11 protein-coding genes and 1 pseudogene are annotated in these 12803 nt (G+C 42.1%); 10 read left to right on the top strand and 2 right to left on the bottom strand.

Annotated features, from left to right (window positions below; translation table 11 throughout):
- The 3 genes from AAC155_RS07900 to AAC155_RS07910 all read left to right on the top strand — a co-directional run.
- Positions 1-528, top strand: a 528-nt coding sequence (locus AAC155_RS07900; protein ID WP_113041697.1) for a restriction endonuclease fold toxin 5 domain-containing protein, incomplete at its 5' end; no start/stop codon positions are given.
- 12 nt (positions 529-540) lie between these two features.
- Complete coding sequence (locus AAC155_RS07905) at positions 541-1263, top strand: Imm52 family immunity protein (protein ID WP_113041698.1); 723 nt, start codon at positions 541-543, stop codon at positions 1261-1263.
- Between the two features lie 41 nt (positions 1264-1304).
- The gene (locus AAC155_RS07910; protein ID WP_113041699.1) at positions 1305-1568 is read left to right on the top strand and encodes a PAAR domain-containing protein; all 264 of its coding nucleotides are present in this window, start codon (positions 1305-1307) and stop codon (positions 1566-1568) included.
- Between the two features lie 356 nt (positions 1569-1924).
- Here the strand turns inward: AAC155_RS07910 and hmpA are convergent.
- A pseudogene (gene hmpA, locus AAC155_RS07915) lies at positions 1925-3118 on the bottom strand (NO-inducible flavohemoprotein); the annotation flags it as partial.
- A gap of 365 nt (positions 3119-3483) precedes the next feature.
- On the opposite strand from hmpA, the gene glyA reads away from it, so the two are divergent.
- From glyA to treC, 5 genes are all read left to right on the top strand, one after another.
- Complete coding sequence (gene glyA / locus AAC155_RS07920; protein ID WP_113041701.1) at positions 3484-4737, top strand: serine hydroxymethyltransferase; 1254 nt, start codon at positions 3484-3486, stop codon at positions 4735-4737.
- Positions 4738-4928: 191 nt separating this feature from the next.
- Positions 4929-6074: a 3-phenylpropionate MFS transporter gene (locus tag AAC155_RS07925; RefSeq protein WP_113041702.1), complete on the top strand. Its 1146-nt coding sequence runs from the start codon at positions 4929-4931 to the stop codon at positions 6072-6074.
- 72 nt (positions 6075-6146) lie between these two features.
- Positions 6147-7094 carry a trehalose operon repressor TreR gene (gene treR, locus AAC155_RS07930; protein ID WP_113041703.1) on the top strand — a complete coding sequence of 316 codons (948 nt, stop codon included), beginning with the start codon at positions 6147-6149 and terminating at the stop codon, positions 7092-7094.
- A gap of 148 nt (positions 7095-7242) precedes the next feature.
- Positions 7243-8664 (top strand): PTS trehalose transporter subunit IIBC, encoded by a 1422-nt coding sequence (gene treB / locus AAC155_RS07935; RefSeq protein WP_113041704.1) that lies wholly within the window; start codon positions 7243-7245, stop codon positions 8662-8664.
- An 84-nt stretch (positions 8665-8748) separates the two neighbouring features.
- Positions 8749-10410: an alpha,alpha-phosphotrehalase gene (gene treC / locus AAC155_RS07940; protein WP_113041705.1), complete on the top strand. Its 1662-nt coding sequence runs from the start codon at positions 8749-8751 to the stop codon at positions 10408-10410.
- Positions 10411-10548: 138 nt separating this feature from the next.
- On the opposite strand, the gene suhB is transcribed toward treC, so the two are convergent.
- Positions 10549-11352 carry an inositol-1-monophosphatase gene (gene suhB, locus AAC155_RS07945; RefSeq protein ID WP_113041706.1) on the bottom strand — a complete coding sequence of 268 codons (804 nt, stop codon included), beginning with the start codon at positions 11350-11352 and terminating at the stop codon, positions 10549-10551.
- Positions 11353-11485: 133 nt separating this feature from the next.
- On the opposite strand from suhB, the gene trmJ reads away from it, so the two are divergent.
- Together trmJ and iscR are read left to right on the top strand one after the other, a co-directional pair.
- Complete coding sequence (trmJ, locus tag AAC155_RS07950) at positions 11486-12211, top strand: tRNA (cytosine(32)/uridine(32)-2'-O)-methyltransferase TrmJ (RefSeq protein WP_113041707.1); 726 nt, start codon at positions 11486-11488, stop codon at positions 12209-12211.
- An 86-nt stretch (positions 12212-12297) separates the two neighbouring features.
- A complete protein-coding gene (gene iscR, locus AAC155_RS07955) occupies positions 12298-12792 on the top strand; it encodes a Fe-S cluster assembly transcriptional regulator IscR (RefSeq protein WP_113041708.1) in 495 nt (164 codons plus the stop codon).
- The last annotated feature ends 11 nt before the right edge of the window (positions 12793-12803 follow it).

Genomic DNA, 12803 nt, shown 5'->3' on the forward strand with positions numbered 1-12803 from the left:
GATGATTTAGGGGAAGAATCCGTTGATACCAGTGCGGTTCAAGTTAAGGCTCAGTCTAAGACGGAAGAGTGTGAAAAAACGGAAACTAAAAAAGAGTGTCAGGCTTGTCTTGCTATTCCGGTGACGAGTGAAAAATATCGCAAGGTGAGTCGCTGGAGCGCCATCACGATTAACTATCAGCGATTTATTGCGAAAACTAAATATGACCCGACCAGACAAATGATTCAGGAATTTCAGTGCCTGAAAGTGGCCTTTGATGGCTGGCGGCCAGCGTATTGTTTATTTCTAGAGGCCAAAGCGCGGTATGACCAGTTTTTTAAGGATAATAAACCTAAAAGATGGTGGAGAGGACGTTATTCAGCTAGAAATCAAGCAGAAAGGCATCAAACGGTTTGTGATGTACTAGAGGGGACACCTCACGTGGAATGGCACTTTTTGCAACCAATCAGTTATGGATATTTTAAGGTACTGTTTAGTAAACATAAAAATATTAATGTCCACTATACCCCCTGCGACAGTTTAGTTTAATCCGAGGTCAACATGGCGATAATCCGTTTAGAAATCAATGTGTATTACCAACAGCAGGAAACCATTACCGCGAATACGGTATTAATGGACTTATTTAATATCACACGGCAAATTGATATCTTTTTTGGGCAGAAGAAGACTTGGTATTTAACAGGTTACTCTAGAAAACTAGCTCTGCAACATGTCGTGTTTGATGAGCAGGGGCCAACTGAAGCTGCTATAAAAAGTTTCGAAAAAGATTACAAGAAAAACTTTCCGGCGCTTATTACTGGCATATGGGATGGTGAAAAGGATGAATTATCTAGCGGCATAGATTATAGCAAAATGCCAAGTGTTCGTCCTAACTGGGTTTGGCTGCAATTGAGTCTAAATATTGACAGTCATCAACTTGATGTATTGCGGTTAATTAATTTGGTTAGCTATTTGGCCTTAAGCCGCAATTTACCCAATATTCAGGTAGAGTCGAATGAATATACCTTAAAAAGCAAACAGGTTTTCCCTGATCGCTTAAGCGTCGGTTGGATGCTTTACCAGCCCCGTATTATTGATAAATCTTACTTGCCTATGGCGGAAGATGTGCTTCCTGTGTATCAAAATAATGAACAGATAGGAACTCTGATTATTACCAAAAAAGGCATTTTTGATGGAAGAAATCAGGATGATATTGATAAGTCTAATGATGTTGAAATACAGTTGGTCAATTTGGGATTACTGCCATTAATTACCGAGGTTTAATGGGGATATTATTTACAATTGAAAAACGATGGAGAACTTTCATGTTAAAAGCAGTTATTCTGTTAGGTGATACGACAGATCATGGCGGTAAAGTTATTACCGCTATTGATGAATATACTCACAATGGTATTCCTATAGCAGGTAAAGAAGATTTGGTCGCGTGTCCCCAATGCAAAGGTGTTTTTCCTATTATTCAGGGTGCTGATTCTTTAAAATATAAAGGAAAACCTATTGCGCTTGAAGGAATGCAAACAGCTTGTAGAGCAAAATTGATTGCCAGTCAGAGTAACGGCCTATCCCAATAGGGCTATTTTATTTGCCATTTTGAACCTGGGCAGTGCTCAAAATCCTCACGTACTACGTGTACGCTCCGGTTTTTCCGCGCTGTCCGTGTTCAAACTGTCTGCAACAATTACTCCTATTGGGATAGGCGCTAAATTTACCCATGACTTTTGAAATCAATGGAGCTGACGTCCAATAAGACGGGCTCCACGATAAGCAAACTCCATAAGATCTCTAGAATAGTGATGAATTGGTTTTTTCAGTCACACTAATCACGTTCAATACACATGAATATTGAATATCGGAGCCCATAAATTAAAGATAGTGTCTGTTCAGTTCACTTTATTGGCTATTATCACCGTAATATGAAGTTGAAAATTTAAATCACTTTATGTGGGCCAAAACATTCATAGTGAATAAATTGTTCATCTATTCCCATATCCAATAACTGTTTCGCTACATATTGCATAAAGGGAACTGGACCACAGAAATAGAAGTGCATTCCTTCTGTTTTCAATGCCTCATTCAGAACGGCCAGATTCATAAAACCTTTGTATTGATAATGGATACCTTGTTGATCTTCATCCCTTGGTTCGCGATACCAAATTATGCTGTCGAAATTCGGCATTGCTTGCGCAATCGCGGCGACTTCATTACTAAACGCGTGATGGCCGCCGTGTTCTGCCGCATGTAACCAGTTAATTTGGCTATTATGGTTTTGCTGGTGGAGGTGATGCAACATGCTCATCATGGGAGTCAGGCCAACGCCCGCAGAAATCAAAGTAACCGGCATTTCTGATTTAATATCAAGGAAAAAATCGCCGCGTGGGGCGGCCAGCCAGACGGTATCGCCTTGTTGCATCTTATCGTGCATATGGTTGGAAACGATTCCTTGTGGCTCACGTTTAATCGCAATCCGGTAGCTGGAACCGTTTGGGGCTGCCGTCAGTGAATACTGGCGAATTTCTCGGTTAGCAAAACTATCATCTGCCAGATAAATGCTCAGATACTGACCAGGTTTGTAATCCATCACTTTCCCGCCATCCTGTGGCACAAATTCAAAGCTGCAAATTACCTCACTTTTTACCTCTTTCCGGCTGATACGGAATGGACGTAAGCCACGCCAGCCACCATCTGTTGATTCTCCGCTATGATAAATTTGCTCTTCACGATTGATAAAAACATCAGCGAGCACGCCGTAAGCTTTTCCCCAAGCATCCAGAATCTCATTTCCTGGCTGGAACATTTCATCCAGCGTTGCCAATAGGTGCGTACCGACAATCTGATAATGCGCTGGTTGGATATTCAAACTGGCGTGTTTATGAGCAATTTTTTCCACTGCCGGCAGTAGTACTTCTAGGTTATCAATATTGGCTGCATAGGCGCAGATCGCATTGAACAGAGCTTCACGTTGATCGCCATTAAGTTGATGACTCATATTAAAAATGTTTTTCAACTCAGGATTGTGCTTGAACATCCGCTCGTAAAAATGAGCGGTCAGTTTTGGGCCAGTAGCAGAAAGTAAGGGAATAGTGGATTTGACAGTGGCAATAGTTTGGCTATCCAGCATGGTGAAGCTCCTGAATTTCTTTCAAGTGGGTAATGAAATTTATAACATGTAATTTAAATGCAACTTATACCTTTTTGGGGATCTTGTAAATATAGAATGTGGTCTTTATGGTAAAAAAATAGTCATAATGGATATTTGTACTAAGGGAGGGACTTCTTTAGGCCGTAAATTCTGACAAAGAGGAAAAATGGAGCGTAATTTTCATTACCCTACTTTAGAGCAGATACTTTGCTTGCAATCGATATGCAATCGTTTGCGTAAAATATTTTGTCAAGACTATCTCATTAGGTGAAAAGGGTTTACACTGTGTGCCATTCGGCCCCTTGGGGTGTTGTTTGAAGAGAAGTTAGCTGAGTCAGGAGAACCCAATGTTAAAGCGTGAAATGAATATTGCTAGTTATGATCCCGAACTATGGCAGGCGATGGAGCAAGAAGTTGTTCGTCAAGAAGAACATATCGAATTAATTGCCTCTGAAAACTATACCAGCCCAAGAGTTATGCAGGCACAGGGCTCTCAACTCACTAACAAATATGCCGAAGGTTATCCGGGTAAACGCTATTACGGTGGTTGTGAATATGTAGACGTTGTTGAACAATTAGCTATCGATCGTGCTAAGGCGCTGTTTGGTGCTGATTATGCCAACGTTCAGCCACATTCTGGTTCTCAAGCAAATGCGGCAGTTTATATGGCTTTGTTGCAACCGGGCGATACGGTTCTGGGGATGAATTTGGCACATGGCGGTCATTTGACCCACGGCTCTCCGGTTAACTTCTCTGGTAAGTTATATAACGTTGTGCCTTACGGCATCGATGAAAACGGTAAAATCGATTATGACGATATCGCGGCACAAGCTCAAAAACATCAGCCAAAAATGATTATCGGCGGTTTCTCGGCTTATTCCGGTGTGGTTGACTGGGCAAAAATGCGTGAAATTGCAGACAGCATTGGTGCTTATTTGTTCGTTGATATGGCACACGTTGCCGGCCTGATTGCCGCAGGAGTATATCCTAACCCAGTTCCTCATGCTCACATCGTGACTACCACGACGCACAAAACATTGGCGGGTCCACGCGGTGGTTTGATCTTGGCGAAAGGCGGCGACGAAGATCTGTATAAGAAGCTGAACTCTTCAGTGTTCCCTGGCTGTCAGGGTGGGCCCCTGATGCATGTGATTGCAGGCAAAGCGGTGGCATTGAAAGAAGCAATGGAACCAGAGTTCAAAGCGTATCAACATCAGGTTGCTGATAACGCGAAAGCGATGGTTGAAGTGTTTTTGGCACGTGGTTACAAAGTCGTTTCTGGCGGTACAGAGAACCATTTGTTCCTGCTGGATCTGGTTGATAAAGACATCACTGGTAAAGATGCCGATGCTGCGTTGGGTCGAGCTAACATTACGGTAAACAAAAATAGCGTGCCTAATGATCCGAAGAGCCCATTTGTAACTTCTGGTGTGCGTATCGGTACGCCTGCGATTACCCGCCGTGGCTTTAAACAAGCAGAAGCGCGTGAATTGGCTGGCTGGATGTGTGATGTATTGGACAACATCAATGATGAAGCGACTATTGAAACAACTAAGCAGAAAGTTCTGTCTATTTGCGCAAGATATCCGGTTTACGCATAAATTAAAATTTCAATAAGTCTTACAAAACCTGCTCCGGCTAACATTGTTTGCTTAAGTGGGATATTGAGGAGTGATGCGTGGATTTTCCCCCGGGGAATATCTACTTCAAGATAACTCTCAGTATCTTAATTTCTTGAGCTAATCAAGTTAGGTAAGGGCGGGTTTTTTGCATTTTTTACCAGGGAGGACTAATGGTTATTCGATCGACGCGCTGGCTAGCGTTAGATTACTTCACATATTTCTTTTCTTACGGGATATTTTTACCTTTCTGGGCAACCTGGCTACAGGGTGAAGGTATAGAGCACGATATGATAGGGGTTCTATTGGGTGCAGGTTTGATTTCCCGTTTCTTGGGCAGTTTATTAATCGCACCTACAGTTAAAGATCCCGCAAAACTTATTTTTGCGCTACGTATATCAGCATTGATAACCTTTATTTTCATCGTTGGCTTTACATTAGGAAATCATTGGGCGTGGCTTCTGTTCGTCATGGTTGGCTTCAATCTATTTTTTTCGCCGATGATGCCATTGAGTGATGCGCTGGCGGGAACATGGCAAAAACAATTTCCTTTTGATTACGGCAAGATACGAGTTTGGGGTTCAATTGCCTTTATTATCAGCTCAGCATTAACCGGGGAATTGATCTCTGTCTGGGGACATCGTGCCATCCTCATCACGATATTGTTTAGCGTCTTCTCTACGTTGTTGGTGACATTACTTAGGCCCTCTATCATGCCTGTTGGTGAAGTCAAATCCGCCAAAGTGGATGTTGTGTCATTTAAGCAGTTGTTGTCTGAAAAACCGGTATGTCGGTTCCTGTTATGTGTCGCTTTATTGCAGGCGGCTCATGCGGGATATTACAGCTTCAGTGCGATTTACTGGAAAAATGCAGGCTATTCTGCCTCGGTAGTCGGTTATCTCTGGTCATTGGGCGTAGTGGCTGAAGTTATTATTTTTACTTTGAGTAATAAATTATTTCGGCGTTGGAATGCTCGTAATCTTTTGCTGCTTTCTGGTATATGTGGCGTTGTTCGCTGGGGATTGATGGGAACATTCACCTCATTACCGGTGTTAATTATCGTTCAAATTTTGCATTGTGGTACGTTCACTGTCTGCCATTTGGCAGCGATGCGTTTTATCGGTGCGAGAAGAGAAGGGGAAATTGTGCGTTTACAGGCGGCTTATTCTGCGTTGGCAATGGGGGGAGGTATCGCTGTCATGACGGTAATTGCTGGATTTATGTATGATTATCTGCACAGTGGCATTTTCTGGATGATGGCTTTGGTTGCTTTTCCTGCTATTTTCTTACGACCACAGGTTAAAGCTCATAATTATTAACAATATACATTTAGTTTCTTACAATATTTTTGTAAGAAACTAAATACCTCAATAAGATTTTTATGAGATATCATGTTGAATAAATTAACAATAAAAGATATCGCGCGTTTGGCTAATGTCAGTAAATCAACTGTCTCGCGAGTATTAAACAATGAGAATAGTGTAAGCCCACAAGCACGTGAAAGAGTTGAAATGATTATCCAACAAAATAATTTTATTCCATCTAAATCAGCAAGAGCGATGCGAATAAAGAGTGACAAAATCATTGCCTTAATTGTGTCGCGTCTGGGATCTTTCTCAGAGAATTTATCGATAAGTACCATGTTACCCTTGTTTTACCAGCGTGGTTACGACCCCATTATTATGGAAAGCAATTTTGATCCACAGCTTTTACAGGAACATCTACGTCAGTTGGCATTACGTCATGCAGATGGCATTATTTTGTTCGGTTTTACTGGATTGTCAGAAGAGTCCCTCTTCCCTTGGCGTGACAAAATAGTGGTATTTGCCCGTGAATATACGGGTTTTTCTTCTGTATGTTATGACGATATTGGAGCTGTCCGTTTATTGATGAATGAATTCTATCGGCGGGGGCACAGAGATATTAGTTTTCTTGGCGTAGATGATAGTGATACCACGACAGGTTTTCTTCGCCATCAATCTTATCTAACTTGTTGTGAACAGCAAGATTTGCGTCCGCTTGCTGTTCAATGTGATTTAAGCTATCAGAGTGGGTTTCAGCATGTTAATAAGGTATTGAGAGAGAAAACGACAGCTTTAATCTGTGCAACCGATAGTTTGGCATTAGGTGCATATAAATATTTGCAGCAAAATAATCGGGAAGATATACAAATAGGTAGCATTGGTAATACACCTTTATTGAAATTTTTATACCCTAACACGCTTTCTATTGATTTGGGTTATGGTGAGGCGGGTAAATATGCGGTTGGTCAATTAATTGCTCAAATAAATCGTCAATACCCAAAACAACAAGTAATCATTCCGAGTAAGTTGGCTTAAAAATAAGAAATATTTTCGTCTCAATGTGATCTTCAACCCACTTTTGGGAACGTTCCCATGACAAGCATAACCAAATGATATTAGGATAAAATTAGTTTACTAAGCATGCTAATTAGTAATTGATACTAACTTATGATGACTGGCTATTATGAAAAACAAAATAAATTCTAAAGATATAGAAAAACTAATTACATTAATCGGTGGTTGTGAAAATATAGCCAGTGTAACTCATTGTATTACCCGATTGAGGTTTATATTAGTTGAACCAGTTAACGCCAAGCCGGATGAGATAAAGAATTTATCGATGGTTAAAGGCTGTTTTACCAATGCAGGGCAATTCCAGGTCGTGATAGGCACGAATGTTGGTGATTATTATCAGGTTTTAAATCGTTATCTTGGTCAATCTGAATTGAATAAAAAAGATAAACAGCAGGTTGAGAAGAAAAACATGAAATGGCAAGAGCGCTTCATTTCTAAGTTTGCGGAAATATTTTTTCCTCTCTTACCAGCATTAATTAGCGGTGGGCTTATTCTAGGTTTCCGTAACATTATTGGTGATATTCCTTTTAGTGAAGGCAAAACTTTAGCTCAAATATATCCTATTTGGAAAACGATATATGATTTTTTATGGCTGCTAGGAGAGGCAATATTTTTCTATCTGCCAGTGGGTATTTGTTGGTCGGCGGTTAGGATGATGGGTGGAACACCGATATTAGGCATTGTATTGGGAATAACACTGGTCTCGCCGCAATTAATGAACTCTTATTACTTAGGGCAACAAATCCCTGATATATGGAATTTCGGCCTGTTCACGATTGGAAAAGTGGGTTATCAGACGCAGGTTATTCCGTCACTTTTGGCGGGTATTACTTTGGGGTGGATTGAAATTCAGTTAAAACGGGTGGTTCCTAGTTATCTCTATTTGGTGATTGTTCCAGTAGTCTCGTTAATATTGGCAACCTTTTTAGCACATAGTCTTATTGGGCCATTTGGTCGGTTACTTGGTGATGGAGTAGCTTGGGTTGTTAAGGCGTTGATGACCGGAAGTTTTGCTCCTATTGGTGCAGCTTTATTTGGATTCCTTTACGCGCCGTTGGTGATTACCGGTATACATCAGACCACATTAGCCATAGATATGCAGATGGTTCAAAGTATAGGTGGAACACCGATCTGGCCTATTATTGCATTATCCAATATTGCTCAGGGATCGGCGGTTGTTGGTATTATTTTAGTCAGTAAGAAGCATAATGAACGTGAATTATCCGTACCTGCGGCTATCTCCGCTTATTTGGGCGTTACTGAGCCGGCAATGTACGGTATTAACATTAAATATCGATTTCCTATGTTCTGTGCCATGATTGGTTCCGGTTTAGCTGGGTTGATTTGTGGGTTGAGTGGTGTATTGGCAAACGGTATTGGCGTGGGTGGGCTGCCAGGTATTCTTTCGATCAAACCGCAATTTTGGCTAATTTACGCATTAGCTATGCTTGTCGCCATCATTGTTCCGTTGATTCTCACGACCGTTGTTTATCGAAAGAAGAATATGACCGGTATGTTAGCTGTTGAATAATGCTGTTAAATCTTCACAAGTAACAGATATAAAAATAACCATTTGGTTATTCAATTCAGGAAATATATTAATAAGGTGTTTTTGATGGACAAAATCATTCCGTGGTGGTTACAAGGCGTCATCTATCAGATATATCCTAAGAGTTTCCAGGATACTACGGGTAGCGGAACAGGCGATCTTAATGGCATTACTTACCGGCTTGATTATTTGAAGAAACTGGGCGTAGATGCTATTTGGGTGACGCCTTTTTACCTCTCACCACAGGTAGATAACGGTTATGATGTCGCTGATTATTATGCGATTGATCCGGCTTACGGCTCAATGGATGATTTTAAGCGTTTGGTTGATGAGGCACATCAACGTGATATCCGTGTCATCGTGGATATTGTTTTCAACCATACCTCGACTCAACATCCTTGGTTTAAACAAGCGCAAGATATTGATAGCCCTTATCGGCAATATTACATTTGGCGGGATGGGATACCTGGAACCCCGCCTAATAATTGGTTATCGAAATTTGGTGGTAATGCTTGGGCGTGGCATGAAGCAAGCAAGCAGTATTATTTGCACCTGTTTGCTGTTGAGCAGGCTGATCTAAACTGGGAACATGAACCCGTACGGGCTGAACTGAAAAAGATCTGCGAATTCTGGGCTGGCCTTGGTGTTGATGGTTTCCGTCTGGATGTCATTAACTTGGTTTCTAAGCAGCAAGACTTCCCTGAATCAACTCAGGGGGATGGGCGTCAGTTCTACACTGATGGCCCGCGTATTCATGAATTTCTGCAAGAAATGAACAGAGAGGTATTCCAGCCAGCTGGAGTGATGACCGTCGGGGAAATGTCTTCTACTTCACTGGAACATTGTCATCGCTATTCTTCATTAGATGGTGAAGAGTTGTCGATGGTTTTTGCTTTTCATCACTTAAAAGTCGATTACCCTAATGGTGAAAAATGGGTTGCAGCGCCACCCGATTTTATTGAATTGAAGAAAATTTTTGCCAAGTGGCAGCAAGGCATGTACGAATGGGCATGGAATGCGCTGTTCTGGTGTAATCACGATCAACCCCGTATTGTTTCACGCTTTGGCGGTGAAGGTGTTTGGCGGGTGCCGTCCGCTAAAATGTTAGCAATGGTACTGCATGGTATGCAGGGAACCCCTTATATCTATCAAGGGGAAGAGCTGGGAATGACTAACCCTCACTTTTCTCATATTGAAGAGTACCGGGATATAGAAAGTTTAAATATTTATCATGAGAAGATTGAGCAGGGCAATGATAAACAACAAATCTTATCGGTCTTAGCGAAGAAATCTCGTGATAATGGGCGAACGCCAATGCAGTGGGATACGACTGCTAATGCAGGGTTTACTCAAGGGGAGCCGTGGATAGCGCTGAATAGTGATTACCAGGATGTGAATGCTGAAAACGCCATGCAGGATGATGATTCAGTTTTTCATTGTTATGCCCGTTTAATCAAGCTGCGTAAGGAATATCCTGTATTGACTTATGGCAGCTATGAAGACTTATTACCATCTCATCCTTCTCTTTGGTGCTATGTGCGTCGTTGGGGAAATCAAACGTTGCTGGTTATCGCCAATCTCAGTGCGGAAGTGCAGGAATGGTCGCTGGACGCTTCTTTATCCGATTGTTCATGGGTTAAGTTAATGGGGAACTATCCTGAACATCAGCTACCTGCGAAAAATAGACAGTTACAACCTTACGAAGCGGTTTATTGGTTAGCAAAATAATTCAGGTTTAAAATGGCAACAAAAAAGTTCATCAGGGACTTTTTTGTTGCCAGGTGGAATTGCCGGGCGGAGGATAGACCGTATTGTTACGGCCTGCCTGTTATCGCCATGCAATTCCAGTTTAAGGATTAATTTGAGTTAACGTTTCAATGCTTCTGGTAATTCATTACGCATTTCAGCCAGAATATCTTTAACAACGCGTGGATTACCTGCAACAATGTTGCCGGAATGAATATAATTATGACCGCCAACGAAATCAGTTACGATACCGCCAGATTCGCGAACTAGCAGTTCGCCACCCATAAAATCCCACGGTTTTAGGCCAATTTCAAAGTAACCATCCACCCGACCAGCCGCAACATAAGCCAAATCCAGTGCAGCGGAGCCTGTACGACGGAAGTCAGCACAACGAACAAATAATTTACCTAAGGTATTAATATAAACAGTGGAATGATGTTTTGCTTTGAATGGGAAACCTGTTGCCAGAATAGTGCCATCCAGATCACGGGCATTGGTACCACGCAGACGGTAGCCATTCAACTGCGCCCCTTGACCACGGGTTGAGGTGAAAAGCTCATTACGCATTGGGTCATAAACAACCGCAACTTCAGTACGGCCTTTAATGCGTACTGCAATAGAAACGGCGAAGTGAGGGAGGCGTTTGATAAAGTTAGTCGTGCCATCCAGTGGATCGATTACCCATTGAATATCAGCATCTTCGCCTGGCAGCTCGCCACTCTCTTCAGTAATAATCGAGTGTTTGGGATAAGATTTGCGAATAATGTCGATAATGAGCGCTTCTGCGGCTTTGTCAACGTTGGTAACAAAGTCGTTACTGCCTTTTTGGCTAGCTTCAACCGCATCGGGAGTTTCATAATTTTTGGCAATTAAGTTGCCGGCTTTACGCGCTGCGCGTATAGCGATAGTCAGCATCGGATGCATGGGATATCTTCCACCAGGATGTTAAAGAACGGGTAATTAATCGGCGCATAGTATAGCAGTAATTCGGAAAAATGACTAATGCTGTGTTAAGATATTTGGCTCTTATAACTATCCAGACTATTCAGAAGTTGTCATGTTAGAAAATATCCGCATTATCCTGGTTGAAACTTCCCACACTGGAAATATGGGGTCAACCGCCCGGGCAATGAAAACAATGGGATTAACCAATCTTTATCTGGTTAATCCTTTGGTTCTGCCAGACTCTCATGCGATTGCGCTTTCTGCGGGTGCTAGTGATGTTATTGGTCATGCGACGATTGTCGATAGTTTGGATAAAGCGCTGGCGGGTTGCGGCTTGGTGATTGGTACCAGCGCCCGTTCCAGAACGTTATCATGGCCGGTGGTCGAGCCTCGTGAATGTGGTGAGCGTAGTGTTCAGGAGGCTGCACATGCGTCGGTTGCCATTGTTTTTGGCCGTGAGCGGGTAGGGTTGACCAATGAAGAATTGCAGAAGTGCCATTATCATCTGAATATTCCAACTAACCCGGAGTATGGTTCATTAAATCTGGCAATGGCGGTTCAACTTGTCAGTTATGAAATCCGTATGGCCTATTTGGCGCGTCAGGATAAAAATGAGCAAAAAACCGATGAAGTGGAATATCCATTAACTGATGATATGGAACGCTTTTATCATCATCTCGAATCTGTGTTAAATGATTCTGGTTTCATTCGAAAAGCACACTCAGGCCAAATAATGAATAGATTAAGGCGGCTTTTTACCCGTGCCCGGCCTGAAGCGCAGGAACTGAATATTTTGCGTGGTATTTTGTCCTCCGTTGAAAAATGGGCGAAGAAATAGTTGAGTAAATTACTAGGTTAAATAGTTGACTAAAACACTCAGGAATGACACAATTTCTTCATATTTCACCACGGGGTAATTCATTTATGAGATTGACATCTAAAGGGCGTTATGCGGTAACTGCTATGCTTGATGTGGCGTTGCACTCACAAGAAGGCCCGGTACCATTGGCCGACATTTCTGAACGTCAGGGTATTTCCCTCTCCTATCTTGAACAGTTATTTTCTCGCCTGCGCAAAAATGGTCTGGTTTCAAGTGTCCGTGGTCCGGGTGGCGGTTATTTATTGGGCAAAGATTCCAGTGAAATTGTTGTTTCCGAAGTGATTTTTGCTGTTGATGAATCGGTAGATGCTACCCGTTGTCAGGGTAGGGAAGGGTGTCAGGGCGGCGATCGTTGTCTGACTCATACTTTATGGCGCGATTTAAGTGATCGTATTACCGGTTTCCTGAGCAGTATCAGTTTAGAAGAATTAGTCAATAACCAAGAAGTATTGGACGTTGCTGATCGCCAGGATAACGATAAACGCCGTGCACCTAACGGCAGAGCACAAGAAACAATTAATGTCAATCTGCGCCCATAAGCAGAACTTGT

It is taken from the genome of Photorhabdus sp. HUG-39, assembly GCF_963878365.1.
In the GTDB taxonomy this organism is placed as follows: domain Bacteria; phylum Pseudomonadota; class Gammaproteobacteria; order Enterobacterales; family Enterobacteriaceae; genus Photorhabdus; species Photorhabdus kayaii.

What these genes read in the sequence shown, in the direction of transcription:
- suhB (WP_113041706.1), bottom strand. Translation starts at nt 11,352, where the DNA reads ATGCATCCGATGCTGACTATCGCTATACGCGCAGCGCGTAAAGCCGGC.
- iscR (WP_113041708.1), top strand. Translation starts at nt 12,298, where the DNA reads ATGAGATTGACATCTAAAGGGCGTTATGCGGTAACTGCTATGCTTGAT.
- trmJ (WP_113041707.1), top strand. Translation starts at nt 11,486, where the DNA reads ATGTTAGAAAATATCCGCATTATCCTGGTTGAAACTTCCCACACTGGA.
- treC (WP_113041705.1), top strand. Translation starts at nt 8,749, where the DNA reads ATGGACAAAATCATTCCGTGGTGGTTACAAGGCGTCATCTATCAGATA.
- AAC155_RS07910 (WP_113041699.1), top strand. Translation starts at nt 1,305, where the DNA reads ATGTTAAAAGCAGTTATTCTGTTAGGTGATACGACAGATCATGGCGGT.
- AAC155_RS07905 (WP_113041698.1), top strand. Translation starts at nt 541, where the DNA reads ATGGCGATAATCCGTTTAGAAATCAATGTGTATTACCAACAGCAGGAA.
- treB (WP_113041704.1), top strand. Translation starts at nt 7,243, where the DNA reads ATGAAAAACAAAATAAATTCTAAAGATATAGAAAAACTAATTACATTA.
- glyA (WP_113041701.1), top strand. Translation starts at nt 3,484, where the DNA reads ATGTTAAAGCGTGAAATGAATATTGCTAGTTATGATCCCGAACTATGG.
- AAC155_RS07925 (WP_113041702.1), top strand. Translation starts at nt 4,929, where the DNA reads ATGGTTATTCGATCGACGCGCTGGCTAGCGTTAGATTACTTCACATAT.
- treR (WP_113041703.1), top strand. Translation starts at nt 6,147, where the DNA reads ATGTTGAATAAATTAACAATAAAAGATATCGCGCGTTTGGCTAATGTC.